This window comes from Klebsiella planticola ATCC 33531 (assembly GCF_000735435.1).
In the GTDB taxonomy this organism is placed as follows: Bacteria; Pseudomonadota; Gammaproteobacteria; order Enterobacterales; family Enterobacteriaceae; genus Klebsiella; species Klebsiella planticola.
Genome location: NZ_JMPP01000057.1, coordinates 25,638 through 52,578, shown reverse-complemented (window position 1 = coordinate 52,578; position 26,941 = coordinate 25,638). Strand labels below are relative to the sequence as shown.

At 58.9% G+C, this 26,941-nt stretch carries 23 protein-coding genes and 1 riboswitch; of the genes, 12 read left to right on the top strand and 11 right to left on the bottom strand.

Features of this window, described 5'->3' with window-relative positions; all coding sequences use genetic code 11:
• Positions 1-13: 13 nt before the first annotated feature.
• The 4 genes from GRPL_RS03680 to GRPL_RS03690 form a co-directional block, all read right to left on the bottom strand.
• On the bottom strand, positions 14-817 hold the full coding sequence (locus GRPL_RS03680; RefSeq protein ID WP_032697711.1) for an anti-sigma factor family protein: 804 nt from the start codon (positions 815-817) through the stop codon (positions 14-16).
• Entirely contained in the window at positions 814-1,365 is a 552-nt protein-coding gene (locus GRPL_RS0126065) for a sigma-70 family RNA polymerase sigma factor (protein ID WP_072010705.1), read from the bottom strand. Before GRPL_RS0126065 ends, GRPL_RS03680 begins: the two co-directional genes overlap by 4 nt.
• Positions 1,352-1,903, bottom strand: coding sequence for a tetratricopeptide repeat protein (locus tag GRPL_RS03685; RefSeq protein WP_032688765.1), 552 nt, complete (start codon positions 1,901-1,903; stop codon positions 1,352-1,354). Before GRPL_RS03685 ends, GRPL_RS0126065 begins: the two co-directional genes overlap by 14 nt.
• 291 nt (positions 1,904-2,194) lie before the next feature.
• Positions 2,195-3,478, bottom strand: a complete 1,284-nt coding sequence (locus GRPL_RS03690; protein WP_032700545.1) for a putative acyl-CoA thioester hydrolase — start codon at positions 3,476-3,478, stop codon at positions 2,195-2,197.
• A 250-nt stretch (positions 3,479-3,728) separates the two neighbouring features.
• On the opposite strand from GRPL_RS03690, the gene hutI reads away from it, so the two are divergent.
• The 6 genes from hutI (at position 3,729) to GRPL_RS03720 (ending at position 11,667) form a co-directional block, all read left to right on the top strand.
• Entirely contained in the window at positions 3,729-5,063 is a 1,335-nt protein-coding gene (hutI, locus tag GRPL_RS03695) for an imidazolonepropionase (RefSeq protein WP_162180121.1), read from the top strand.
• Positions 5,060-6,016: a formimidoylglutamase gene (hutG, locus tag GRPL_RS03700; protein ID WP_032700544.1), complete on the top strand. Its 957-nt coding sequence runs from the start codon at positions 5,060-5,062 to the stop codon at positions 6,014-6,016. Before hutI ends, hutG begins: the two co-directional genes overlap by 4 nt.
• A gap of 56 nt (positions 6,017-6,072) precedes the next feature.
• The gene (locus tag GRPL_RS03705) at positions 6,073-6,798 is read left to right on the top strand and encodes a histidine utilization repressor (protein ID WP_032700552.1); all 726 of its coding nucleotides are present in this window, start codon (positions 6,073-6,075) and stop codon (positions 6,796-6,798) included.
• 143 nt (positions 6,799-6,941) lie between these two features.
• Entirely contained in the window at positions 6,942-8,627 is a 1,686-nt protein-coding gene (hutU, locus tag GRPL_RS03710; RefSeq protein ID WP_032697708.1) for a urocanate hydratase, read from the top strand.
• Between the two features lies 1 nt (position 8,628).
• Complete coding sequence (hutH, locus tag GRPL_RS03715; RefSeq protein ID WP_032688761.1) at positions 8,629-10,161, top strand: histidine ammonia-lyase; 1,533 nt, start codon at positions 8,629-8,631, stop codon at positions 10,159-10,161.
• A 99-nt stretch (positions 10,162-10,260) separates the two neighbouring features.
• Complete coding sequence (locus tag GRPL_RS03720) at positions 10,261-11,667, top strand: amino acid permease (protein WP_032700543.1); 1,407 nt, start codon at positions 10,261-10,263, stop codon at positions 11,665-11,667.
• 267 nt (positions 11,668-11,934) lie between these two features.
• On the opposite strand, the gene GRPL_RS03725 is transcribed toward GRPL_RS03720, so the two are convergent.
• Both GRPL_RS03725 and bioA read right to left on the bottom strand, forming a co-directional pair.
• Complete coding sequence (locus tag GRPL_RS03725; protein WP_032688753.1) at positions 11,935-12,411, bottom strand: kinase inhibitor; 477 nt, start codon at positions 12,409-12,411, stop codon at positions 11,935-11,937.
• 75 nt (positions 12,412-12,486) lie between these two features.
• A complete protein-coding gene (gene bioA, locus GRPL_RS03730; protein ID WP_032700542.1) occupies positions 12,487-13,776 on the bottom strand; it encodes an adenosylmethionine--8-amino-7-oxononanoate transaminase in 1,290 nt (429 codons plus the stop codon).
• 85 nt (positions 13,777-13,861) lie between these two features.
• On the opposite strand from bioA, the gene bioB reads away from it, so the two are divergent.
• The 4 genes from bioB to bioD are packed head-to-tail and all read left to right on the top strand — an operon-like array spanning position 13,862 to position 17,510.
• Positions 13,862-14,902: a biotin synthase BioB gene (gene bioB, locus GRPL_RS03735; RefSeq protein ID WP_049267849.1), complete on the top strand. Its 1,041-nt coding sequence runs from the start codon at positions 13,862-13,864 to the stop codon at positions 14,900-14,902.
• The gene (gene bioF / locus GRPL_RS03740) at positions 14,899-16,056 is read left to right on the top strand and encodes an 8-amino-7-oxononanoate synthase (protein ID WP_032700541.1); all 1,158 of its coding nucleotides are present in this window, start codon (positions 14,899-14,901) and stop codon (positions 16,054-16,056) included. The genes bioB and bioF overlap by 4 nt, the downstream gene beginning before the upstream one ends.
• Positions 16,040-16,795, top strand: coding sequence for a malonyl-ACP O-methyltransferase BioC (bioC, locus tag GRPL_RS03745; RefSeq protein ID WP_032697704.1), 756 nt, complete (start codon positions 16,040-16,042; stop codon positions 16,793-16,795). Before bioF ends, bioC begins: the two co-directional genes overlap by 17 nt.
• Positions 16,788-17,510: a dethiobiotin synthase gene (gene bioD / locus GRPL_RS03750; protein WP_032700540.1), complete on the top strand. Its 723-nt coding sequence runs from the start codon at positions 16,788-16,790 to the stop codon at positions 17,508-17,510. The genes bioC and bioD overlap by 8 nt, the downstream gene beginning before the upstream one ends.
• Here bioD and GRPL_RS03755 read toward each other — a convergent pair.
• Positions 17,452-18,174 carry an ABC transporter ATP-binding protein gene (locus tag GRPL_RS03755; RefSeq protein WP_032688746.1) on the bottom strand — a complete coding sequence of 241 codons (723 nt, stop codon included), beginning with the start codon at positions 18,172-18,174 and terminating at the stop codon, positions 17,452-17,454. The genes bioD and GRPL_RS03755 overlap by 59 nt on opposite strands.
• A gap of 736 nt (positions 18,175-18,910) precedes the next feature.
• On the opposite strand from GRPL_RS03755, the gene uvrB reads away from it, so the two are divergent.
• Positions 18,911-20,932 (top strand): excinuclease ABC subunit UvrB, encoded by a 2,022-nt coding sequence (gene uvrB / locus GRPL_RS03760; RefSeq protein WP_032688745.1) that lies wholly within the window; start codon positions 18,911-18,913, stop codon positions 20,930-20,932.
• A gap of 235 nt (positions 20,933-21,167) precedes the next feature.
• On the opposite strand, the gene pmrB is transcribed toward uvrB, so the two are convergent.
• From pmrB to yvcK, 4 genes are all read right to left on the bottom strand, one after another.
• Positions 21,168-22,259 (bottom strand): two-component system sensor histidine kinase PmrB, encoded by a 1,092-nt coding sequence (pmrB, locus tag GRPL_RS03765; RefSeq protein WP_032700539.1) that lies wholly within the window; start codon positions 22,257-22,259, stop codon positions 21,168-21,170.
• Positions 22,260-22,263: 4 nt separating this feature from the next.
• On the bottom strand, positions 22,264-22,935 hold the full coding sequence (gene pmrA, locus GRPL_RS03770; protein WP_032688742.1) for a two-component system response regulator PmrA: 672 nt from the start codon (positions 22,933-22,935) through the stop codon (positions 22,264-22,266).
• Positions 22,932-24,578 carry a phosphoethanolamine transferase EptA gene (gene eptA / locus GRPL_RS03775; protein WP_032700538.1) on the bottom strand — a complete coding sequence of 549 codons (1,647 nt, stop codon included), beginning with the start codon at positions 24,576-24,578 and terminating at the stop codon, positions 22,932-22,934. The genes pmrA and eptA overlap by 4 nt, the downstream gene beginning before the upstream one ends.
• A gap of 118 nt (positions 24,579-24,696) precedes the next feature.
• Entirely contained in the window at positions 24,697-25,602 is a 906-nt protein-coding gene (gene yvcK / locus GRPL_RS03780; protein ID WP_032688739.1) for a uridine diphosphate-N-acetylglucosamine-binding protein YvcK, read from the bottom strand.
• A 209-nt stretch (positions 25,603-25,811) separates the two neighbouring features.
• Positions 25,812-25,950, top strand: a riboswitch (molybdenum cofactor riboswitch).
• Here yvcK and moaA point away from each other — a divergent pair.
• A complete protein-coding gene (gene moaA / locus GRPL_RS03785; protein WP_049267844.1) occupies positions 25,938-26,927 on the top strand; it encodes a GTP 3',8-cyclase MoaA in 990 nt (329 codons plus the stop codon). It overlaps the preceding riboswitch by 13 nt.
• The last annotated feature ends 14 nt before the right edge of the window (positions 26,928-26,941 follow it).

Sequence of the window (26,941 nt, the reverse complement as noted above, 5' to 3'; positions counted from 1 at the left end):
ACGGCGACGTTGGCTATGACAGTAAGTCCTGCAACTGGCGGGCGTTATCGTGCAATTGCGCGCCAGGATTGCGACCAATCAGCACAAACTGATACCCGTTAGCGCGCCACCAGGCGAGATTCATGCCGTGTCGCCGTTCCGCGGCTATCCTGGTATCGTTTTGCGGGCTGTCCGGAGAGATGCACAGCGCCATCGGCCCATACGCCGCGTGAATCCAGGCGATCTGCGCAATGGTGGTGCGCTCATAGCGCAGAATACGCACCATTTTTAGCTCGGCGCCCGGTAGCGCGAGCTGCTGCGGCTTGAGCGCTAAACCGATATCCTCGGCGGTACGCGCCAGGCCGCGCTGTAATATCGCCGGTGAACTGTCCATATCGAGCAGGGTTTCCGCGCTGTAGAGCGACATGTAACGGGCTTCAAGATCGCGAATGTTTTCGCTCTCATCAGGTTCACCGGCATCGGGACGGGCCAGATAGCCTAAGCCGCTGCCGATGAGTAAAAAAGTGAGCGAGGCGGCAATCATGGCGCGGCGACTAAAGGCCGGGAGAGGTGCAGAGCTCTTCGGCGCGGGCATTGCTGCCAGATGGGCATCAAGCCGGCTCCGCATGCGCGCGACGGGAGCCTGCTCCAGCAGCGGGGCAAACGCCTGCTGATAATTCTGCGCGATGCTCTTCAGTTCGGCGGTGCGTGCGGCCAGCTGCCGATCCTCTCTGAAGGCGGCTTCAAAGCGGAGGGCGTCGGGAGCGCTCATTTCGCCATCCAGCCAGGCAATAATGGCCTCATCGCCATAGGGGGGAGTAAAAAAGGATGATTTCACAAGCGTTTCTCCCTGGCTGCAGCGGCGGTAGCGGGGGCTTTTGCCAGCGTCGATCGCGCCGCCGCCAGCCGGCTCATCACCGTACCGATGGGGACCGATAGCGTGTCTGCCGCCTCTTGATAGGTAAAACCTTCAACATACACTAAAAACACCGCGTTGCGCTGGGCTTCCGGCAGGGCGCTGACCTGACGCATAAGTTGCTGATACTGGCGATGATCCTCATTCAGCTCGCGATCGTCTGTGGCGAGCTGCGGGTCGTTTTCGACGAAGCCTTGCCCCCTTCGGACGTGACGCGCCCGCAGCTCGGAAATCCAGATGGAGTGGAGAATAGTGAACAGCCACCGGTCGATACGGGTGCCCGGCGTAAACTGCGCGCTCCGTTCGAGCGCGCGAACACAGGTTGACTGAACCAGCTCTTCGGCAATATCGCGATTGTGCGACAGAATTAGCCCGTAGCGCCAAAGACGGGCCAGATGTGCGGCAAGCTGTGAGCGAACGTCGCTGGTAGTAATTTTTTTACCCTCGCGATGAGCTTCAGGATTCCGGATGTCCGTTAATGGCGGCCTGCAAATCGCGATACTCCTCGCAGCTTTGACCGCAAATCCCGGAAATCACTTTGAGCTGTTCCTGCGCCAAATCCCGGCGGCCTTTTACCATCCACGCTTCGCCAAGATACTCACGCGCTTTGGCGTAGTTGGGCTCAAGCGCCAGCGCGCGCTGATAATAGCCAATCCCTTCATCCGTACGTCCGAGCTTACGGGTGGCATAGCCGCGATAGTTCCAGGCTTCGGCGGTATTACCGTTTTTCAGCGAATCCAGCAGGTTCAGTGCCGCCTGATATTCCCCTTTTTTCGCCAGATGATAGGCGTAGTTGGTTTTATCCTGGTCGCTAAGACTGCTGGTTTTATCCGGGACGCACCGTTTGCTGACGCTGTCATACACCTGTCCGCTGGGGCAGTCCGGCGTTTTGCTCTGGGTGCTGTTATCGCCCATGGCGAATGACGGCGATGCATATAACAAACATAGCAGTGCCGGAACCATTAAGCGGCGTGAAGCCGGCACAATCGATGAGATAAGAGTGTTCATTTTTCGTCTCCAGGGGCAACGATGCGGGTAACCCGGCGGTATCCCTTTCGCGGGGAAGCGTGCCGGAAGGCCGTTGTGTTGTTACAGAGAGTAAACGCATCAGCGCAGATATTTATTCGCCAGAAAACGCTATTTTTTGCACGCGCAAGAGAAGCGGCTGCGGTAGCGATCAATTGAGGGGGCGCAGCGGAGGAAAAAAGCAGAAGAGAAAGTCGCGAAAGAGCACGGCGCTAAGGAAAAGAGGGGGAAAAGAGAGGAAAAAGGGGGAGACGCGCTCCCCCTCGCGAAGATTTACTGCTTCGGCTCTGCGACAACCACGCTGCCCACGCCGCGGTTATTGTATTCCCACATGCGGTTGAAGCTGCTGTCGTTGAGATTACGCTGCGGCACGCCTTTCGCATCCGCGGCGCCGGTGTTGCCGCTGAACGCGCGGTTGGAAATTGCCGCGTCGGCCCACGGTTTCGCCACGTTGAAGCCTTCATTGATGGCGCTGTCGCGGATCACCACCTGGCCACTGGTGGCGCTGTCGACATCAAGAGAGCGTCCCAGTTGCGCCACGCCGTCGCCGGAGGCGGTAAAGCGGCTGTTCACGGCCAGGAAGCCGTAGGTGACGCTTTTCAGCGTTGCCGGTGCAAAGACGTAGGCTTCTTTCTGAGTGCGTGAATTCACGACGCGGAAATCGGTGTTATCAAACACCACGGCACCGCGGCCGGAAACGATATCAACATCGCCTTCAATGTAGCTGTTGCTCACCAGAGTACGGGTCTGGCGATCGTTTTGCAGACGGTTCTGCACGCCGCTGTTGGTGACGAAGAAGGTGTTCTGGCGACCCAGAATGTTGACGTTGTTAATCTGGACCTGGTCGCCATCGCTGCGCAGCGCAACGGCCTGGTGAGTCCCGGCATCCACGCTGTCGCCGAGGTTGTTGGCGATGGTCAGGTTTTGCAGCTGCAGGCCATTGTTCTGCGACCAGAATACCGCTGAACACATCACCCCGACGGTGGCGGCGCGTTTGCTCTGGCAGCTGTCAAACATATACCACGCCGGTTTACCTGGCATATATTTGCCGGCCGGGTTGACCAGGTGGCGCCAGGTGTTCACGTCCATCTCCGAGTCAATGGCCTGGCTGATTTTCACATCCAGAGGCTTCTCGCCGGTACCGTACAGCGTCAGCGCCCCGGGTGCCGCAGGGACATAAACGGTACCCGTATATTCACCCGGCATAATCGCAATAAACTGACGACGATCGGAGTGGCGGGCGATAGCCGCATCAACCGCAGCCTGAATGGTGGTATGGGTTACGCCCTGAGCGCCCGCCGGGCCGACGACGAAGTCAGGCTGAGACGGTATGCTGATGGCCGCCGGGGTCCACGCCGCGGCGTTTGGATCCAGGGACTGGAAATAGCTTGCCGGAGTGAAGTTTTTCGCTTCATCAGCGGTTAACACAGGGCGAGAGGCGGTGCCCGGCGCAGTCTGCGTCGAGGGCTGTTGATCGGCAGGGGTTGAGCTACAGGCGGATAACGTCACGCCAAAAGCCAGTGCCAGCGTCAGGCGGGAAACTGAGAATGTGTTCATGTTGCTCCGGGCAAGAATCAATTAACAAGACCTGTCATTCTTCAGGCTGCCTCTCTGTTGGCGTATTTGTTGATTTCCGCCGCAAAGCAACCCGAATGATTTGGGCAGGGCATTATACAAAAAACATGCAAGCGGCGTCAGGCCGGCAAGGTATGAATTACGCGTATAACGTCCTTTAAAACCTGCTTTTTATACTAAGTTGAGCGAAACGGGAAGACGCTGCGCGAAAAAGTTCGCCTGAACAGGTCAGATGGCCGCAGCGTCGCTCGCGTTCGGTCACAAAAAAATAACAATTACCTCTGCTTTTATTGACATTCCGCGTGGAATGAAAATAAATGTCTATACAACCCATGACAAGTTGACTGGTATGACTGAAGCCACCTCCGATCGCGTTATCTGGCGAAATGCTCGCCTCGCCACTCTGAACCCTGATGATTCGCAACCTTATGGCCTGCGGGAGGGTCATGCGCTGCTGGTGCGCAATGGCCGGATTGAAGCCATTGTGCCTGAAAACGATGCCCCTGCCGGGCGGAGCATTGACCTTGGCGGCAGGCTGCTGACGCCGGGACTGATTGATTGCCACACCCATCTGGTCTTCGGCGGCAGCCGGGCGCAGGAGTGGGAGCAACGTCTGAACGGCGTCTCCTACCAGACGATCAGCGCCAACGGCGGCGGCATCAACTCCACGGTGCGCGCCACCCGTGAAAGCAGCGAAGCGCAGCTGTTAGCGCTGGCCCAGCAGCGACTGGACCGTCTGCTTCGCGAGGGAGTGACTACGCTGGAAATTAAATCCGGCTACGGGCTGGATCTGGAAAACGAACGCAAAATGCTGCGCGTGGCGCGCCAGCTTGCGCAGAACAATGCGGTCGAGCTGTCGCCGACGCTGCTCTCGGCTCACGCCACGCCGCCGGAATATAAAGACCGCCCGGATGCCTATATTACGCTGGTGTGTGAAACCCTGCTGCCGACGCTGTGGGAAGAGGGGCTGTTTGAAAGCGTCGATGTTTTCTGCGAAAACGTCGGCTTCAGCCCGCAGCAGACTGAACGCGTATTCCAGGCCGCGCAGGCACGCGGTATTCCGGTCAGAGGGCACGTTGAACAGCTCTCTTCGCTGGGAGGCGCGCAGCTGGTGAGCCGTTATCAGGGGCTCTCGGCCGATCATATCGAATATTTAACGGAAGAGGGGGTTGCGGCGATGAGCCGCAGCGCGACGGTGGCGGTGCTGCTGCCCGGCGCGTTCTATTTCCTCAATGAAACCCGCAAACCGCCGGTCGGGCTGCTGCGTCAGTATCAGGTGCCGATGGCGGTGGCGACGGATTACAATCCGGGCACCAGCCCCTTTGCCAGCCTGCATCTGGCGATGAACATGGCCTGCGTCAAGTTTGGCTTGACCCCGGAGGAGGCGTGGGCGGGCGTGACGCGTCATGCCGCGCAGGCGCTGGGACGCCAGAATAGCCACGGCCAGCTGGCGGCGGGGTTTGTTGCCGATTTTGCTATCTGGGATGCTGAACATCCGGTTGAAATGGTCTATGAACCGGGGCGTAGTCCGCTCTGGCATCGCGTGGTGCGAGGAGAAATGCAATGACATTGTGGCAACCGACCCCCGCCGACATCTGGCAAGGGCGTGACGACAGCGCGGAAGCCGCCAATGCGCTGCGCCTGTTTCAGACTATCGTGCGGGCCGAACGCTTTGCGCCACAGGCGCTGCCGGGGGATATTGCCCTGCTGGGGTTCGCCTGCGATGAAGGCGTTCGCCGCAACCGCGGACGCACCGGGGCCGAAAAGGGGCCGGAAACCCTGCGTCGGGCGCTGGCGAACATGGCCAGCCACAGCGGTCACGAGCGCTGTGTCGATATGGGCACCATCAGCGTCGCCGGTGAAGGGCTGGAGGCAGCCCAGCAGGCGCTGCGCAAAGCGGTGGCAGCCTGCCAGCGCGCAGGCAAACGCACGCTGGTTCTCGGCGGCGGGCATGAGACGGCATTCGGTCATGGCGCGGGTGTGCTCGATGCTTTCCCCGGTGAAAAGGTCGGGATCATTAACCTCGATGCGCACCTGGATTTGCGGATAGCTGACCAGGCCAGCTCCGGTACGCCGTTCCGCCAGCTGGCGCTGGAGTGCGACGCGCAGCAGCGCGGCTTTCACTATACCTGTATCGGCGCCAGCCGTGCGGCGAACACCCTGGCGCTGTGGGATGAGGCCGCGCGTCGTCAGGTGCGGGTTATCGAAGATCTGGAGGTGCTGGACGCCTTTGAATTACGCGTTGCGCCGGAAATCGCGCGTCATATTGCCCTCTATGACAGGCTCTATTTGACCATCGACCTGGATGTGCTGCCGGCGCGCGAAATGCCGGCGGTCTCGGCGCCTGCCGCGCTGGGCATTACGCTGGCGACCCTGTTGCGCATCGTTGAACCATTATGCCGCAGCGGAAAACTGCAGGCGGTGGATCTGGTGGAGTTTAATCCGCGGTTTGACATTGACAGTCAGGGGGCCCGTGCGGCGGCCCGACTGGCATGGCAAATCGCCCATTGGTGGCGCTGACGATTCAGTATATTCTGACCGTTTCGCCGCCCATTGCGTATAAGGAAAGACAGGCTATGTTTTCACAGCAACCTCGAACCGCGCCTGCCCCGTTTTATGAAAAGGTGAAGCAGGCGATCAGCGAAAAGATTCAGCGCGGCGTCTGGCGTCCCCACGACCGCATTCCTTCCGAGGCGGAACTGGTAGCCCAGTTTGGTTTCAGTCGCATGACTATCAATCGGGCGCTGCGTGAACTCACGGATGAAGGTTTACTGGTACGTTTGCAGGGCGTCGGTACCTTTGTGGCGGAGCCGAAAGGGCAGTCGGCGCTGTTCGAAGTGCGTAGCATCGCCGACGAGATTATCTCCCGTCGCCATCAGCACCGCTGCGAGGTGCTGCTGCTGGAAGAGACCGAAGCCGATCTTATTCAGTCGGCGGCGCTGAATGTCGCTGAAGGGACGCGGATTTTTCACTCTCTGATGGTGCATTTCGAAAACGACATTCCGGTACAGATCGAAGACCGCTGCGTCAATGCGGCGGTGGTGCCGGCGTATTTAGATCAGGACTATACCGTCACCACGCCGCATGATTATCTGTCGCTGATTGCGCCGTTAACCGAAGGCGAGCATATCGTCGAAGCGGTACAGGCCAGCGCCAAAGAGTGCGAACTGCTGCATATCCATGCCCACGATCCTTGCCTGCTAATCCGGCGCCGTACCTGGTCTACCACGCATATTGTTTCCCACGCCCGTCTTCTGTTCCCGGGTAGCCGCTACCGGCTGCAGGGCCACTTCACGTCCTGACGATCGCTTGCGTCGGCAAAAGCGTGATTGCTGACGCAATATAACAAAATTGTATCATTTCTGTTAAATCCTGGCTTGCGTAGAGTTGTATAGACAAGTATATGTATCTACGTAAACAACGTTAATTGTCAGGAGAAACCCCGATGTCGCAAAGCAAATATCGCCAGCAAGACGTACGTGCACCGCGAGGCACGACGTTGAATGCCAAGAGCTGGTTGACCGAAGCCCCGCTGCGTATGTTAATGAACAACCTCGATCCCGATGTTGCCGAGAACCCACATGAGCTGGTGGTCTACGGCGGGATTGGACGCGCGGCGCGTAACTGGGAATGCTATGACGCTATCGTGAAGGCGCTGAAAAACCTGGAAAGCGACGAGACGCTGCTGGTGCAGTCCGGTAAACCGGTCGGCGTATTTAAAACCCACGAAAATTCACCGCGCGTACTGATTGCCAACTCCAACCTGGTCCCGCACTGGGCGACCTGGGAACATTTCAACGAGCTGGACGCAAAAGGTCTGGCGATGTACGGCCAGATGACCGCGGGCAGCTGGATCTATATCGGTAGCCAGGGCATCGTGCAGGGTACCTACGAAACGTTCGTCGAAGCCGGACGTCAGCACTATCAGGGCAGCCTGAAGGGGCGCTGGGTGTTAACCGCCGGTCTGGGCGGTATGGGCGGGGCACAGCCGCTGGCGGCGACGCTGGCAGGCGCCTGCTCGCTGAACATCGAATGTCAGCAGAGCCGGATCGATTTTCGTCTGCGTACCCGCTACGTTGACGAGCAGGCCACCTCGCTGGACGACGCGCTGGCGCGGATCAAGAAATACACTGCGGAAGGCCGGGCTATCTCTATCGCTCTGTGCGGCAATGCCGCCGATATCGTGCCGGAGATGGTGAAACGCGGCGTGCGCCCGGATATGGTCACCGACCAGACCAGCGCCCACGATCCGCTGCATGGCTATCTGCCGAAAGGCTGGAGCTGGGAAGAGTACCAGGCGAAAGCCGAATCTGACCCGCAGGGGACGATTCTGGCGGCCAAGCGTTCGATGGCCGACCATGTTCAGGCGATGCTGGCCTTCAACGAAATGGGCGTACCGACCTTCGACTACGGCAACAATATCCGCCAGATGGCGCAGGAGATGGGCGTCGACAACGCATTCGACTTCCCGGGTTTTGTCCCGGCCTATATTCGTCCGCTGTTCTGCCGCGGCATCGGTCCGTTCCGCTGGGTGGCCCTCTCCGGCGATCCGCAGGATATCTACAAAACCGACGCCAAAGTGAAAGAGATCATCAAAGATGATAAGCACCTGCACCACTGGCTGGATATGGCGCGTGAGCGCATTAGCTTCCAGGGGCTGCCGGCGCGTATTTGCTGGGTAGGGCTGGAGTGGCGCCAGAAGCTGGGGCTGGCCTTTAACGAAATGGTCCGCAGCGGTGAAGTGTCTGCGCCGATCGTCATTGGTCGTGACCACCTTGATTCTGGCTCGGTCGCCAGCCCGAATCGCGAAACGGAATCCATGCGTGACGGCTCCGATGCGGTGTCCGACTGGCCGCTGCTGAACGCCTTGCTGAATACCGCCAGCGGCGCGACCTGGGTGTCGCTGCATCACGGCGGCGGCGTCGGGATGGGCTTCTCGCAGCACTCCGGGATGGTTATCGTCTGTGACGGTACCGACGAAGCGGCCGCGCGTATAGCCCGCGTGCTGCATAACGATCCGGCGACCGGGGTGATGCGTCACGCCGATGCGGGTTACGACATCGCGATTGAGTGCGCGGCGGAACAAGGACTGAATCTTCCTATGGTGGCAGCAACGCAGGGGCAACGCTGAGATGAAAAACTTAACTCTGATTCCAGGTCAGCTGAGTCTGGCGCAGCTACGCGAGGTGTTCCAACAGCCGCTGACCATCACTCTCGACGAGCAGGCTTTTGCCGCCATTAACGAGAGCGTCGCCTGCGTTAACGCCATTCTGGCCGAAGGACGCACCGCCTACGGCATTAACACCGGTTTTGGCCTGCTGGCGTCAACGCGCATCTCTACGGACGATCTGGAAAACCTGCAGCGTTCTCTGGTGCTGTCTCATGCGGCGGGTATTGGTGAGCCGCTGGATGATGCCATGGCGCGTCTGATCATGGTGCTGAAGATTAACAGCCTTTCCCGCGGCTTCTCCGGGATTCGTCTGAGCGTCATTCAGGCGCTGATTCAACTGGTGAATAAAGGCGTCACGCCGTGGATCCCGGCCAAAGGTTCCGTCGGCGCATCCGGTGATCTGGCGCCGCTGGCGCACATGTCCCTGACGTTGCTGGGTGAGGGCAAAGCCCGCGTTGACGGCGAATGGATGCCGGCGCTGCAGGCGTTGAAAAAAGTCGGCCTCGAGCCGATTACCCTGGCGGCGAAAGAGGGGCTGGCGCTGCTGAACGGCACGCAGGCATCGACGGCGTTTGCGCTGCGCGGCCTGTTTGACGCGGAAGATCTGTTTGCTTCCGCGGTGGTATGCGGCGCGCTTACCACTGAAGCCGCGCTGGGATCGCGTCGTCCGTTTGATTCGCGTATTCACGAAGCGCGCGGCCAGCGCGGGCAGATTGACGCTGCGGCGCTGTACCGTCATGTGCTGACCGACAGCAGCGAGATTTCGCAGTCGCATCACAACTGTAGCAAAGTGCAGGACCCATACTCTCTGCGCTGTCAGCCGCAGGTGATGGGCGCCTGTCTGACCCAGATTCGCCAGGCCGCTGAGGTCCTGCTGATTGAGGCCAATGCGGTGTCGGATAACCCGCTGGTCTTCGCCGCCGAGAACGAGGTGATTTCCGGCGGTAACTTCCACGCCGAACCGGTGGCGATGGCGGCGGATAATATTGCGCTGGCGATTGCCGAAATCGGTTCGCTGTCCGAACGTCGTATTGCGCTGATGATGGACAGTCATATGTCGCAGCTGCCGCCTTTCCTCGTGAAAAACGGCGGCGTCAACTCCGGCTTTATGATTGCGCAGGTGACCGCGGCGGCGTTAGCCAGCGAGAACAAAGCGCTGGCGCACCCGCACAGCGTTGACAGCCTGCCGACGTCGGCAAACCAGGAAGATCACGTTTCAATGGCGCCGGCTGCCGGTCGTCGTCTGTGGGCGATGGCGGAAAACACCCGCGGCGTACTGGCCGTGGAGTGGCTGGCCGCCGTCCAGGGGCTGGATATGCGCGAAGGGCTGGCCAGCAGTCCGCTGCTGGAAGAGGCTCGTCATCTGCTGCGCGAGCGGGTTTCGCATTACACCCAGGATCGCTTCTTTGCCCCGGATATCGATAACGCTATTGAGCTTCTGGCAGCGCGCCATCTGACGCGACTGCTCCCTGCCGTCTTGCCTGGTCAGATCTGACCCTCGTTGTTTTCTGTACCCGTGTCGGGGGGATAACCTCCCCCCGGCCGTCCTACACGCATATTTGTCGTCATACAAAAATTATCAGGACACTTGCATATGCAACAACAACCACAATCGCCACAAAAGCCCCACCTGCTGCGCGGGCTGAATGCCCGACATATTCGCTTCATCGCGCTCGGTTCCGCCATCGGTACCGGGCTGTTTTATGGTTCTGCCGCCGCCATTAAGGCCGCGGGACCGGCGGTTCTGCTGGCCTATCTGATCGGCGGCGCGGCGGTATTTATCGTCATGCGCGCGCTGGGCGAAATGGCGGTACGCAACCCGGTGTCCGGCTCCTTCGGCAGCTATGCCCGCCAGTATCTCGGGCCGCTGGCCGGGTTTATCACCGGCTGGACCTACACCTTTGAGATGGTGATTGTCGCCCTGGCGGATGTCACCGCGTTTGGTATCTATATGGGGCTCTGGTACCCCGATGTACCGCGCTGGATTTGGGTACTGAGTATTATCTTCTTCATCGGCGCGATGAACCTGTGCCACGTGCGCATTTTCGGCGAAATGGAGTTCTGGCTGTCGCTGATTAAAGTGGTGGCGATTATTGCGATGATCGTCGCCGGCGGCAGCATTATTTTCTTCGGCTTTGGTCATGCCTTCCCGGCGACGGGGCTGGAAAACCTGTGGAGCCACGGCGGGTTCGCGCCGAACGGCTGGCAGGGAATTATTGCGTCGCTGGGTATTGTGATGTTTGCCTTTGGCGGGGTCGAAATTATCGGCGTTACCGCAGCGGAAGCGCAGAATCCGAAGAAAGTGATTCCGCAGGCGATTAATACCATCCCGCTGCGCATCGTGCTGTTCTATGTCTGCACGCTGGCGATCCTGATGGCCATTTTCCCGTGGAACAGTTTTGGCGAGCAGGGCAGTCCGTTCGTCCTTATTTTTAGCGGTCTGGGGATTCCGGCGGCGGCGACAATCCTCAATATTATCGTGATCAGCGCCAGTATTTCGGCCATCAATAGCGATATTTTTGGCGCCGGTCGCATGATGTACGGCATGGCAAAAGAGGGGATGGCGCCTAAAAGCTTCCAGCGCATTGCCAGCAACGGCGTGCCGTGGATGACGGTCGTGGTGATGGGCGTGGCGCTGCTGGTGGCGGTGGTGCTGAACTATCTGATGCCGGAACAGGTCTTTGTGCTGATTGCCTCCCTGGCGGCATTTGCCACGGTGTGGGTGTGGCTGATGATCCTGCTGGCCCATTTCGCCATGCGTCGCGGTTTGTCGGCGGAAGAGCGTCGCCAGATTGCGTTCCCGGTGCCGTTCTGGCCGGTTGCGCCGCTGTTGACCCTGCTGTTTATGGGACTGGTGATTGCGGTGCTCGGGATGGTAGAAGAGACGCGAATTGCGCTGATTGCCGGTCTGGTCTGGCTCGGGCTGCTGACGATTATCTGGTATGCGAAAGTCAAAAAAACCGTGCGGATGTCGGTGGCTGAGCAGTCATCTTCGAGCTGAATGAATCCCCGGTGGCGCTGCGCTTACCGGGGCTACAAAGGAGCTGTCGGGTCGCCTGGGTAAGATGTAAGCCGCGACCCGGGATGTTCCCCGGTGGCGCTGCGCTTACCGGGGCTACAAAGGTGCTGTCGGATCGCCCGGGTAAGACGTAAGCCGCGACCCGGGATGTTCCCCGGTGGCGCTGCGCTTACCGGGGCTACAGAGGTGCTGTCGGGTCGCCCGGGTAAGGCGTAAGCCGCCACCCGGAGAGGGACTGACGAGAGAAAGTCAGATAAACAGGGCGGTGATGGATGCGCTGCCCAACGAATGAAAATGGACGTTAAAGCCTACCATCGCACCGCTTGCCCCTTCATCGACCTCGATCTTCTCGACATCCAGCGCATGCACCGTAAAGATGTAGCGATGGCTTTCCCCTTTTGGCGGCGCCGCGCCGCCGTAGCCGGGCAGGCCGAAATCGGTGCGGGTCTGGACTGCGCTGGCCGGCAGCGGGGCCAGACCGGACCCGGCTCCCTGCGGCAGTTCGCGCGTTTCCGCCGGCAGATTGGCGACCAGCCAGTGCCACCAGCCGGAGCCGGTGGGCGCGTCGGGATCGTAACAGGTCACCACAAAGCTTTTAGTCCCCTCGGGCACCTCGTCCCACGCCAGATGCGGCGAGATATTGTCGCCATCGTAGCCCATGCCGTTAAATACATGGCGGTGGGGCAATTTCCCGCCATCCTGCAGATCGTGACTGATTACGTTCATGCCGTCTCGTCTCCTCTGGGATAATCGACTGATTAACAAAGAAGTATAGTCCTGTTGACGATCGGTTTCCGCTGCTTATTGGCGAAAAAATGTTTCGTTCAGCACCGCCGCGTTAACCGCCTGGGTCAGGCGCGTCAGCTGCTGCGGGGTAATCACATACGGTGGCATCAGGTAAATCAGGCGGCCGAACGGGCGAATCCATACGCCTTGTTCGACGAAGAAGCGCTGCAGCGCGGCCATATTGACAGGGCGGCAAGTTTCCACCACGCCGATGGCGCCCAGCACGCGGACATCGGCGACCAGCGGGGATTCGCGTGCCGGAGCCAGCTCCACATTAAGCTGCGCTTCAATCGCGGCGACCTGGCCTTGCCATTCGCCGCTTTCCAGCAGCCGCAGGCTTTCTGTCGCCACCGCGCAGGCCAGCGGGTTGCCCATAAAGGTCGGACCGTGCATAAAGCAGCCGGCTTCGCCGTTGCTGATGGTCTCTGCCACCGGCCGGGTGGTGAGGGTGGCCGACAGCGTCATCGTTCCGCCGGTCAGCGCTTTACCGAGACACAAAATATCCGGGGCGATATCCGCGTGTTCGCAGGCAAACAGCTTGCCGGTCCGGCCAAATCCGGTGGCAATCTCATCGGCAATCAGCAGAATGCCTTCCCGGTCGCACATCTTGCGGATGCGCTTCAGCCATTCCGGATGATACATCCTCATGCCGCCGGCGCCCTGCACGACGGGCTCGAGAATGACCGCCGCGATCTCATCCCGATGGGCCGCCATCAGGCGGGCAAACGGCACCATATCCCGTTCATCCCACTCGCCGCCAAAGCGGCTTTGCGGCGCCGGGGCGAACAGATTATCCGGCAAATAGCCTTGCCACAGGCTGTGCATGGAGTTATCCGGATCGCAGACCGACATCGCGCCAAAGGTATCGCCGTGGTAGCCATTGCGGAAAGTGAGAAAACGCCGCCGCGGTTCGCCTTTTGCCTGCCAGTACTGCAGGGCCATCTTCATGGCCACTTCCACCGCGACCGAACCGGAGTCGGCGAGGAATACGCACTCCAGCGACGCCGGGGTCATCGCCACCAGCTGGCGGCACAACGCCACCGCCGAAGGGTGGGTGATACCGCCAAACATCACGTGCGACATCTGGTCAATCTGCGCTTTCATCGCGGCGTTCAGGCGAGGGTGATTGTAACCGTGGATTGCCGCCCACCATGAAGACATCCCGTCAATCAACTGCTCGCCGCTGGCGAGGGACAGCTCGCAGCCGTGGGCGGCAACCACCGGATATACCGGCAGAGGGGAGGTCATGGAGGTGTAGGGGTGCCAAATGTGGCGCCGATCGAAGGCGAGATCGTCCGTTGTCATAAGTGACTTGTAAACCATTTTGAAAACATTTAGGTTTACGAGTATAAACCGAACCGACAATTAACAAAACCCTTTGGAGAGGCCAATGGCTCACCACGCACGCTGGACAATGTCGCAAGTTACTGAGTTGTTTAATAAACCATTGTTAGATCTGCTGTTTGAAGCGCAGCAGACCCACCGCCAGCACTTTGATCCGCGCCAGGTCCAGGTCAGCACGCTGCTGTCGATTAAAACCGGCGCCTGCCCGGAAGACTGTAAATACTGCCCGCAAAGCGCGCGCTATAAAACCGGTCTGGAATCGGAGCGCCTGATGGAAGTGGAACAGGTGCTGGAGTCCGCGCGGCAGGCAAAAAATGCCGGATCAACGCGCTTCTGCATGGGGGCCGCCTGGAAGAACCCCAACGATCGCGATATGCCGTATCTGGAGCAAATGGTCAAAGGCGTCAAGGCGTTGGGGCTCGAATCCTGCATGACGCTCGGTACCTTGACCGACAGCCAGGCGCAGCGTCTCGCGGGAGCCGGGCTGGACTACTACAACCATAACCTGGACACCTCGCCGGAATTCTACGGCAATATCATCACCACCCGCACCTACCAGGAGCGGCTGGATACCCTCGACAAAGTGCGTGACGCCGGGATTAAGGTCTGTTCCGGCGGGATAGTCGGCTTAGGCGAAACCGAGAAAGATCGCGCCGGCCTGCTGCTACAGCTGGCTAACCTGCCGACGCCGCCGGAGAGCGTGCCTATCAACATGCTGGTCAAAGTGAAAGGCACGCCGCTGGCCGATAACGACGATGTCGATGCTTTCGATTTTATCCGCACCATTGCCGTGGCGCGCATCATGATGCCGACCTCGTACGTGCGTCTTTCCGCCGGCCGCGAGCAGATGAACGAACAGACCCAGGCGATGTGCTTTATGGCCGGGGCGAACTCGATTTTCTACGGCTGCAAGCTGCTGACCACGCCGAACCCGGAAGAGGACAAAGACCTGCAGCTGTTCCGCAAGCTGGGCCTTAACCCGCAGCAGACGGCGGTGCTGGAAGGGGATAACGAACAGCAGCAGCGTCTGGAACAGGCACTGCTCAACCCGGATACCGAGGAATATTACAACGCGGCGGCGCTATGAGCTGGTCGCAACGCATCGACCAGGCGCTGAACGAGCGGCGGGAGGCGGATGCATTCCGCCGCCGTCAGCCGGTGGCGCAGGGGGCCGGGCGTTGGCTTATCCGTGAAGATCGGCGCTGGCTGAATTTCTCCAGCAATGATTATCTCGGGCTGAGCCAGCATCCGCCGATTATCGCCGCCTGGCAGCAGGGGGCGGCGCGTTATGGCGTGGGCTCCGGCGGCTCCGGTCACGTCAGCGGTTACAGCGAGGCGCATCGTGAACTGGAAGAGAGCCTGGCGGACTGGTTGGGGTATCCGCGCGCGCTGCTGTTTATTTCCGGGTTCGCTGCCAACCAGGCGCTGATTGCCGCGTTGCTCGCCGGGGACGATCGCATCGTCGCGGATCGCCTGAGCCACGCTTCGCTGCTCGAGGCGGCCAGCCTGAGTCCGGCGCAGCTCAGACGCTTTGCGCACAATGATGTGCAGCAGTTGGACGCCCTGCTGGGCAAACCGCTGGTGGGTCAGCAACTGGTGGTGACGGAAGGGGTCTTCAGCATGGATGGCGACAGCGCCCCGCTCGGCGCCATCTCCCGAACCACCCGGGCTGCCGGCGGCTGGCTGCTGGTGGATGATGCGCACGGCATTGGCGTGGTGGGCGAAGAGGGGCGCGGCAGCTGCTACGCGCAGCATGTCCGTCCTGAGCTGCTGGTGGTGACCTTTGGTAAAGCCTTTGGCGTCAGCGGCGCGGCAGTCCTGTGCGACGAGGCGCTGGCGGACTATCTGCTGCAGTTTGCCCGCCATCTGATTTACAGCACCGCCATGCCGCCGGCCCAGGCGGTAGCGCTGAGCGCCGCACTGGCGGTGATCCGCAGCGACGACGGCCAGCAGCGGCGGGAAAAACTGGCCAGCCGCGTGGCGCAATTTCGCGCCGGCATGGCTGGTTTTCCGGGGGAACTGAGCGCCTCGACCAGCGCGATTCAGCCGCTGATCGTTGGCGACAATACGCGGGCGTTGCAGCTGGCGGCGCGCCTGCGTGAGCAGGGCTGCTGGGCAACGGCCATTCGTCCGCCGACGGTGCCGGCAGGCAGCGCGCGGCTGCGCCTGACGCTGACCGCAGCCCATGAGTCGACTGATATTACCCGTCTGCTGGAGGTGCTGCATGGCGGCGGTGAATAAACGGGCGGTGGCTGCGGCCTTTGGCCGGGCGGCCAGCCACTATTCGCAACACGATGCGCTGCAGCGGTACAGCGCCGAACTGCTGCTGCGTCAGCTCCATGGCCGCGCCTTTTCAGCGGTGCTCGACGCCGGCTGCGGACCTGGCAGCATGAGTCGCTACTGGCGTGAGGCCGGCAGTCATGTGACGGCGCTCGATCTCTCGGTTGAGATGCTGGCGCAGGCCCAGCGCGACGAGTGCGCGCATCGTTATCTTGCTGGGGATATTGAGTCGCTGCCGCTGGCCGATGCCTGCGTCGATCTGGCGTGGAGCAATCTGGCGGTGCAGTGGTGCGAGAGTCTGGCCGGCGCGCTCGACGAGCTGTGCCGGGTGGTGCGCCCCGGCGGTCGGGTGGCGTTCAGCACCTTGCTGGCCGATTCGCTTCCCGAGCTGAATCAGGCCTGGTGCGCCATCGACAGACATCCCCATGCCAACCGTTTTCTCAGCGAACAGGCGGTGCGCGAGGCGCTGGCCGGGCGGCGAGCCGTTGGCGAGGTTCACGCCGTCAGCCTGCCCTTTGCCGATGCCCTGAGCGCGATGCGTTCGCTCAAAGGGATTGGGGCAACACACTTGCATCAGGGGCGCAGCGCGGTGCCGTTGAGCCGGGGAAAGCTGCGTCAGCTGCAGCTGGCCTGGCCAAAACAGCAGGGCCAGTGCCCGCTGACGTACCATCTTTTTACAGGAGTCATTGCACGTGACTAAACGTTTTTTCGTCACCGGAACCGACACTGAAGTCGGTAAGACGGTCGCCAGCTGCGCCCTGTTGCAGGCGGCAAGGCTGTCAGGCCTGAAGTGCGCGGGCTATAAACCGGTCGCTTCCGGAAGTGAGTTGACGGCGCTCGGGCTGCGTAACGATGATGCGCTGGCACTCCAGCGTAATAGCGGGGTGGCGCTGAGCTATGCGCAGGTTAACCCCTTTACCTTCGCCGAACCGACCTCACCGCATATCGTGAGCGCGGAGGAGGGGTGGCCGATTACGGGCGATGCGCTTTCTGCCGGGCTTCGTGAACTGGAGACGCTGGCGGAATGGGTGCTGGTGGAGGGGGCGGGGGGCTGGTTTACGCCGCTCTCCGCGACGCTGAGTTTTGCCGACTGGGTTCGCGACGAACAGCTGCCGGTCATTCTGGTGGTCGGCATTAAACTCGGCTGCATCAACCACGCGCTGCTGACGGCCCAGGCGGTACGTCAGGCCGGGCTGCCGCTGGTGGGCTGGATTGCAAACGACATCCAGCCGCCGGGTAAACGCCATGCAGAATATTTGGTGACCCTCAACGATCGACTTGCGGCTCCGTTGCTGGGTGAGATCCCATGGCTGGCGGACGCGTCGCGGCGTGAGGATCTCGGCCAGTATCTGGATCTCAGCGCGCTGGATCGGGCGTCATCCACTGTGCCAGCAGCGGTTCATCCAGCTGGATAACGCGGCCTTGCGCCACGTTACGCCCGCGATGCAGCAGGCAAAAACGGTCCGCTACCCGGCGAATAAACGGCAGGTGCTGTTCGGCAAGCAGCACCGTTAAGCCGATGTCGCGGTTCAGGCGCACCAGCAGGTCACCCAACTTATGCACGAAGTGCTGTCCGCTGCCGCGCGAAGGCTCATCAAGAATCAGCAGACGCGGCCGGACAACCAGCGCTCTCGCCAGCGCCAGCTGGTACTGGTCATCTTCTGACAACATGGCGGCTTTATGCTGACGTCGTCCGTAGAGATCCGGAAAAAAATCGTAAATCTCCCCCTTGACGGCGACGCCCGGGTTTCCTCCGGCGGCCAGCGCAATATGCAGATTCTCCTCGACGCTCAGTTGAGAAAAGATCCGCCTGTCCTGCGGGACATAGCCGATGCCAATAATCGAACGGGAATGGGCGGAGAGCGGCGTGATATCGCAGGGCGGCGAACCGACGTCATGCCAGGTCATACTGCCGCTGGCGACCGGAAGATGCCCGGTAATGCAGTTCACCAGCGTGGTTTTGCCCATCCCCTGGAGTCCCATCACACAGGTGCACTCCCCCGGCTGAAGTTCAAGGTCGACATTCCATAGCGTGTGCTGATTTCCGTAGTACTGATTGACTGCGCGTAGACTCAACATAGACGTTTTCTCCTGTTTGGGGATAGCGGGCGACATGAAGATTCTGCAAATCTCTTGCCAGGAAAAAGAAGTTTCGGTTTTTTCCCGTATGGGCAGCTGCGGCGGGGCGGGGTGAAGGCGGGCCAGCGAGGCGGTTGCACTCTCCCGGTGCTAACGGGTATGAAAAATGGTGCAGAAAGCAACAAAAAGGCAGGCACCCTTAGCTGATAAATATCAAAAATAATTCGATAATTTTTTTAGGCGGTCGATTTTCACCGCCGGTCGATTTCTGCGGGGTGGCAGAAGCCATGGCCTGCAGACACTTATCCACTATTCCTGTGGATAACCTTGTGTATTAGAGTTAGAGAACTTGCGGTAAGCTAGAGATTACGCGGCCTGCGGCTGAATTGGCGCGAAACCCATCTTTTGTTTAATATCATTAAATATCAATTAGTTGAATAAAAGCAATGGCTGTAAGGAAAGTGTCACCTGATGCCATAAAAGATTCACCACCTTGCTTGACAAATGTTAAATGATAAATTTTTTTGGGGATAACCCTACTGTCTGGCGGATTATTCTGCAGGATGGTCTTTTTTTACCCCAAAACGACGCGCATGCCGACCATTTCAGGAACAAACGATAATCGAACACTGTTTTTATATCCAGTATTATTTATTGGCAAAAATGAGCGTGAAGGGTAGAATTAAACACCTGCCGCATATCACCAGGCGCTTCATCCTTCTTCAGGGCCAGACATATGAGTAAAACGTTCACGCTGCATTCCGCATTCCGTCCTTCTGGCGACCAGCCGGAAGCTATCCGACGCCTGGAAGAGGGGCTGGAAGATGGTCTGGCGCACCAAACGCTGCTGGGGGTGACCGGGTCGGGTAAGACGTTCACCATTGCTAACGTTATCGCCGATCTCCAGCGTCCGACGATGGTGCTGGCGCCGAATAAGACCCTGGCGGCGCAGCTGTACGGCGAAATGAAAGAGTTCTTCCCGGACAATGCGGTGGAATATTTCGTCTCCTACTACGATTACTATCAGCCTGAAGCCTACGTGCCGAGCTCAGACACCTTCATCGAGAAGGATGCGTCGGTGAACGAGCATATCGAGCAGATGCGTCTGTCGGCGACCAAAGCGCTGCTTGAGCGGCGCGATGTGGTGGTGGTGGCTTCAGTATCGGCTATCTACGGTCTGGGCGACCCGGATCTCTACCTGAAGATGATGCTGCACCTGACCACCGGCATGCTGATCGACCAGCGGGCGATTTTGCGCCGCCTGGCGGAGCTGCAGTATACCCGTAACGATCAGGCCTTCCAGCGCGGCACCTTCCGCGTGCGCGGTGAAGTGATCGACGTCTTCCCGGCGGAATCCGACGATATTGCGCTGCGTATCGAGCTGTTCGATGAAGAGGTTGAGCGGCTGTCGCTGTTCGATCCGCTTACCGGTCAGGTTGAATCGACGATTCCGCGCTATACCATCTACCCGAAAACGCACTACGTGACGCCACGCGAGCGCATCGTGCAGGCGATGGAAGAGATTAAAGTCGAGCTCGCCGACAGGCGGAAGGTGCTGCTGGAGAACAACAAGCTGCTGGAAGAGCAGCGTCTGAGCCAGCGTACGCAGTTCGACCTCGAAATGATGAACGAGCTCGGCTACTGCTCCGGTATCGAAAACTACTCGCGCTATCTTTCCGGGCGCGGGCCGGGCGAGCCGCCGCCGACGCTGTTTGATTACCTGCCGGCGGATGGACTGCTGGTGATCGACGAATCCCACGTCACCATTCCGCAAATCGGCGGCATGTACCGCGGCGACCGGGCGCGTAAAGAGACGCTGGTGGAGTACGGCTTCCGTCTGCCGTCGGCGCTGGATAACCGCCCGCTGAAGTTCGAAGAGTTTGAGGCGCTGGCGCCGCAGACCATTTACGTCTCAGCGACGCCGGGTCCTTATGAGCTGGATAAATCCGGCGATGAGGTGGTCGATCAGGTGGTACGTCCGACCGGGCTGCTTGACCCGCTGATCGAAGTGCGTCCGGTGGCGACTCAGGTCGATGACCTGCTGTCGGAAATTCGCATCCGCGTCGCCATCAACGAGCGGGTGCTGGTCACCACCCTGACCAAACGCATGGCGGAAGATTTAACCGAGTATCTGGAAGAGCACGGCGAACGCGTGCGCTACCTGCACTCCGATATCGATACCGTGGAGCGTATGGAGATCATCCGCGACCTGCGGCTGGGCGAGTTCGATGTTCTGGTCGGTATCAACCTGCTGCGTGAAGGGCTGGATATGCCGGAAGTGTCGCTGGTGGCAATTCTGGATGCCGATAAAGAGGGCTTCCTGCGTTCCGAACGCTCGCTGATTCAGACCATCGGCCGCGCCGCGCGTAATATCAACGGTAAAGCGATTCTGTATGGCGATAAAATTACGGCTTCGATGGCGAAAGCCATCAGCGAGACCGAGCGTCGCCGTGAGAAGCAGCAGCGCTATAACGAAGAGCACGGCATCACCCCGCAGGGGCTGAATAAAAAAGTGGTCGACATTCTGCAGCTGGGCAGCAATCTGGCGAAGACGAAAACCAAGGGCCGCGGAAAATCACGTTCGCCGGTTGAGGCGGATACGCCTGAGGTGGTGCTGACGCCAAAAGCGCTGCAGCAGAGAATTCACGAGCTGGAAGGGCAGATGATGCAGCATGCGCAGAATCTGGAGTTTGAAGAAGCCGCGCAAATTCGTGACCAGCTGCATCAGCTGCGCGAGCTGTTTATTGCGGCGTCCTGATCCCGCAGGAGGCGATGCGCCGCGCGTGGAGCCAGGCAGTGTGACGGGACGCCGATTTTTTGTTATTCCGCAGCGTTTTCCGCTTGGCTTAATGTCTGCTTAATCTTGCCAGGCGACACTATCTTCATTCTGATGAGGATAGTGTCATGCAAAAATTAACCTTCCGTGAGTCTCTGGCCGTTATCTGCGCTGTTGTTGTGGTTGTCGCTTTTGTCCATCAGTGGGTGCTGACTTTCTAACGCGAAGGCTTAGGAAACAGAATCCAGCCGCGAACGCCGGGGCCAGGCTGGCGGTTATGTAAGAAGAACTGGGCATCGTGCAGCTGAACGATGCGCGTCACAATGCTTAATCCCAGACCGATTCCTCCGTAGCGGCTGTCCATACGGACAAACGCCTTGCTCAGTTCGCCGCTTTTCGCTTCATCAATCCCCGGACCTTCATCTTCCACGGCCATAACCGGCGTTGTACCGGCCTGTATGGCGATTTTTATCTTCGACCCTGCCGGGCTATAGCGATGCGCATTCTCCACCAGATTACGCAGCACAACGCGCAGCAGCGTGGCATCGCCGGAGACGACAACATCTTTGGCATCATCTCCGTCGGGGAGGGCGAGCTCCAGCGTCTGCTGGCGTTGTTCCAGCATGCTCTCCAGCTCACCGCGAATCGGTTCGACCACATCCTCTTGCAGCAGCACGCGCTGGTAGCTCCCGGCGGAAAATGACTGCCCGACGCGCGCCAGCTGCAGCAGCTGTGAGATGCTGTTGGTCATCTGATCCAGACGCTGGATCAGCGGACCCACCTCCACATGGTGCACTTTCGCCATCAGCTCCAGATGCAGGCGCAGTCCCGCCAGCGGGGTACGCAGCTCGTGCGCGACGTCAGCGGTGAACAGACGTTCGCGATCGAGGGTTAAGTTAAGGCGAGAAACCAGCTGATTAATCGCTGTCGTCACCGCCGTCACTTCCGGAACGGACTCCGTCAGCGTAATCGGCTGCAGGTTATCCGGCGTGCGGCTCTCCAGCTCAGTTTGCAGATTCGACAGCGGTCGGGTGATTTTTCTCACCGCCACCAGACTGATATACAGCGCCAGGCCGACGATCAGCAGGCTGGGTATTAACAGACTGGCGACCGCCTCGCGCACTTCGTGTTCAACGTGCTTTTGGTTGTTATGTCCTTCGATGGCGCTCGCCACCAGCAGCTGAATCTGCTCTTTGCTTTCATGCCATAACCAGAAAACGCTGATCAGCTGACAGACCACCAGAATGGAGCCGATCGTCAGCAGCAGGCGGTGACGCATGGTCCAGGTTTCACTTGCGAACAGTGCCATGGCGTTATTCCGTTCCTGAATTATTCACCAGCATATAGCCAAACCCCCTGACGGTACGAATGCGGGCTTTGCCCACTTTTTCGCGCAGGTTATGGATATGAACCTCCAGCGTATTGGTGGCGGGTTCATTGTCCCAGCTGTAGATATCGTTGTAGAGAATTTCACGGTGTACCGGGCTGCCTGCTTTCATCATCAGGCGAGAGAGCAAGGCGTACTCTTTCGGCGTCAGGTCCAGCGCATCGCCGCCCAGCCACACCAGGCGACGGGTAATGTTCAGCCGCAGGTTGCCCACGGCCATTTCGTTGTCGCCCTGGTTATTATGGCGGCGGAGCAGCGCGCGGATGCGGGCGTTCAGCTCTTCCAGCGCGAAAGGTTTCACCAGATAATCATCCGCGCCGGTGTCGAGACCGCTGATGCGATCTTCAACGGTATCGCGGGCGGTCAGGATCAGAACCGGCTGGCTGAATTTTTCCCGGCGCATGCGCGTCAGGAAGTGCAGACCATCTTCATCCGGCAGGCCGAGGTCGAGTACGATCAGGCTGTAATGGTTGCTGGCGAGGGACAGGGCGGCCTCGTGAGCAGTGGCGACGCCATCACAGACATATCCCTCGCTTTGCATTGCCAGGATCAGGCCTTGTAACAGGAGTGCGTCGTCTTCAATGACTAAGATTTTCATCTGGCGGTCTCGCTTCTGCACGGCGTTAAAATATCATCGGTTGCCTGGTATTCGTGGGTATCAACCCCAAGAAGCCCGAGCAAGGTAGAAAACAGATTATCCTGAGAATAAGGGTCTGTTTTAGCTCTTTGTTGCAGACACTGGCTGGAAACGCCATAGCGCTGCTGGTAATCCTGGGACAACCACAGCAGCATCGGTACGTGCTTTTGCGTTTCCGGGGCGATTGACCACGGCAGCCCGTGTAAATAGACGCCATCTTCGCCCAGCGACTCGCCGTGATCGGAGAGGTAAACCAGGCTGGTGGTGAATTTATCCTGCTTTGACTGCAGTAATTTTATCGTCTTATCAACTACATAGTCGATATACAGAATTGTATTATCGTAGGTGTTGGTCAACTGCTGCTGGCTGCAGCTCTGGATTTCGTTGGTATCGCAGGTTGGGGTGAATTTTCTGAATTCAGCAGGGTAGCGATTGTAATACGTCGGACCGTGGCTGCCGATGGTGTGCAGCACGATAATTCCGTCCTGTTGCAGATTGTCGATGTAGCTCTCCAGATTATGGAACAGCACTTCATCGTAACATTCCCCCTCGATGCACTGACCGGTCAGGTTCAGGTCGGTCACGTTCTGATGCGGGACGCGATCGCAGGCGCCCTTACAGCCCCCGTCGTTGTCGTTCCACAACACCCGAATGCCGGCGCGTTGCAGGATATCGAGAACGCCTTCCTGATGGTGGGCCAGTTCTTCATCGTAATGCGCACGCGGCATGTTGGAGAACATGCAGGGTACCGACACCGCGGTGGCCGTGCCGCACGAGGTGGTGTTCGCAAAGTAGATGACATCATCTTGTTTGAGTCGCGGATTGGTCTCGCGTTCGTAGCCGCCCAGCGAGAAATTCTGCGCGCGCGATGTCTCTCCCAGCACCAGAATGGTCAGGTTTTTGCGCGGACCGCTGTGCATTTCGGGTTTTTGCACGGCATCTTCGCCAATTTTTACCAGCGGCAGGTTGTCCATCTTGTTGTGCGCATACCATGAGTTGATGGCGACGATGCTGTTGGAGGGGCTCAGGGATTTCACCAGCTCTTTATTGTTGCGAAAGACCGAGGCGTAATCTTTATAAAACAGCGCAGCGACCAGAACGATCAGCAGGGCCGATACGAGGATATTCAGCAGACGTACCGCGATGCTGCGCCACACCGTTTTGGCTTTACTGATTTTTATCCACCAGGCGAAGGCGACCATCAGAACACCGGACAGTCCCAGCGTCAGCACCATCTTACCGGACATCAGGGCGAAGCTTTCCGCCGGCGTGGTATCCAGAATGTTGGTAATCATGGCGCGGTCGATGACGACGCCGAAGGTCCAGATAAAATACTGGGCCGAGGCGCTTAGCAGAATAAACAGGCTAATAACGAGGCGGTCGAGCTTGAGGAACGAGGCGAGCGTGGTGAGAATATTCATCACGCTGAAGGCAACCACCGGCATGCTGAGGAATACCAGCCAGTTGTGCAGGCTGTTTACCGGCAGCAGGGTGAACACCTGACGATAGAACGCGAGATTGAGCAGCAGCCCGACATAGAGGGCAAAAATTATCAGATAAACCGTACGGCTCATGACCGGCCGACGTAAAGTGAATAACGACATAGCAACAATCCTGGGACTAAGATAGTTGCCATGGTGCCACCTTTATTTTAAGACAACCTTAATATTTTAATATAAAGGTCTGGCGCGTCGTTACCCGCGCCTTCTCGTCTCTCGCGAGCTAACCTAAAGCCTGGATCGCTTTTTCCAGCGCGTTACGTAACAGCACCCGGTCGTGGCGATAGGGAACATCTGCGGCATCCAGCGGCGTTTGCACAATCGCCCGGTTTTCCAGACCGGTAGTATCGGTTTTCGGCCCAACAACGATGGCATCGATCACTCGCTTGCCAACATAGTGCTCCATAATCCCGACCCTGTCCGCCAGCGTCAGATTCGCGGCCGGGCTGTGTTCTTTGCCGAGATTGTCGATAAAGACCATGGTCGCCGGCGTTCGGCGCAGCGCCTGCGCCATCTCATCGAGCAACAGAATCGGCAGCAGGCTGGTATAGAAACTTCCGGGGCCAATCAGGATTAAATCGGCTTCTGCGATAGCCTCTACCGCTTCGCGGGTCGCCGGCACCGGTGGGGAGAGCATCAGCTCCTTCGGGACGCAGGGCAACTGGTCGATATTGACTTCGCCGTAGACTTCATGGCCTTCGTGGTCAATGGCCATCAGATCCACCGGTTGTTCCGACATCGGAATCAGGAATGCGTCCACTTTTAGCAGATTTCTGATTAAATTGATCGCCTCTAAAGGCCGTACGCTCAGGTGATCCAGAGCCTTTAACATCAGATTTCCGAGGTTATGCCCGGATAGTTCGCCATTACCGGAGAAACGGTACTCAAACATCGCCGAAGCAATGCTGGGTTCGGCGATCAGCTGGTTAAGGCAGTTGCGCATATCGCCCCAGGCGATGCCGCCTTCGGAACGGCGAATTCGCCCCGTCGAGCCGCCGTTATCGGTAGTCGTGACGATCCCGGTAAGACGTGAGCCGAGCGATGAGAGTGATGACATCACCCGGCCCAGACCGTGTCCTCCGCCAAGTGCCACTACGCGATCCAGATCGGCGAACGTACGAGTGCGCATACATATTCCTTATCTCAATTAAACGGGCTCACAGTAACCGATCTACCCCTAAAAGACGATGCCCGGATCCTGACAAAATGACCGATATCAATGCAAAAGCCTGGTTTTTGGCTATTCTGTACCGAAAATGCACGATTGTGTCGATATATACATAATTATATAACGAAAGTGAGAATGGCGAAACTGTCGTTTCCGCGCTACTATCGGCATAAACCAGTTAACACTCTAGCCTCTGTGCCTGTGTCGCAAGATATGGTGCTTTGGCCGTGACAGCCTCGCTTGTCACCAGGGCGTGGGAAGAAATGACCGCGTCTCCCGTACTTGGAAAGGTGTATATGGCTTCACAGCTTACCGATGCATTTGCGCGTAAGTTTTATTACTTGCGCCTGTCAATTACCGATGTGTGTAACTTTCGTTGCACCTATTGCCTGCCGGATGGTTACAAACCCGGCGCGGTCACCAACAAAGGCTTTCTCAGCGTTGATGAAGTACGCCGCGTCACGCGCGCTTTCTCTGCCCTCGGCACCGAGAAGGTGCGGCTGACCGGCGGCGAACCCTCTTTACGCCGCGACTTTGCCGATATCATCGCCGCCGTACGTGAAAACAGCGCGATTCGCCAGATAGCGGTCACCACCAATGGCTATCGTCTGGCCCGCGACGTCAGCCAGTGGCGTGATGCCGGACTGACGGCGATTAACGTCAGCGTTGACAGCCTCGACGCGCGCCAGTTTCACGCCATTACCGGGCAGGATAAATTTCACCAGGTCATGGACGGCATTGATGCCGCCTTTGCCGCCGGTTTTGAGAAGGTGAAGGTCAATACCGTGCTGATGCGCGATGTGAACCATCATCAGCTCGACACCTTCCTCGCGTGGATCCAACCTCGACGCATTCAGCTGCGTTTCATCGAGCTGATGGAAACCGGCGAGGGCAGCGACCTGTTCCGGCGTCACCATATTTCCGGCATGGTGCTGCGCGACGAGCTACTGCGTCGCGGCTGGATCCACCAGATCAGCCAGCGCAGCGACGGCCCGGCCCAGGTCTTTTGTCACCCGGATTACGCCGGGGAAATTGGCTTAATCATGCCGTACGAGAAAGATTTCTGCGCCAGCTGCAACCGTCTCCGCGTCTCCTCCGTGGGCAAACTGCATCTGTGTCTGTTCGGCGACGGCGGCGTGGATCTGCGCGACCTGCTTGTCGAGGACCAGCAGCAGGCGGCGCTGGAAGCGCGCATCTCCGAAGCATTAACCCATAAAAAACAAACCCATTTCCTGCATCAGGGCAACACCGGTATTACGCAAAACCTGTCGTATATTGGCGGATAATTGATTCTAAAGGA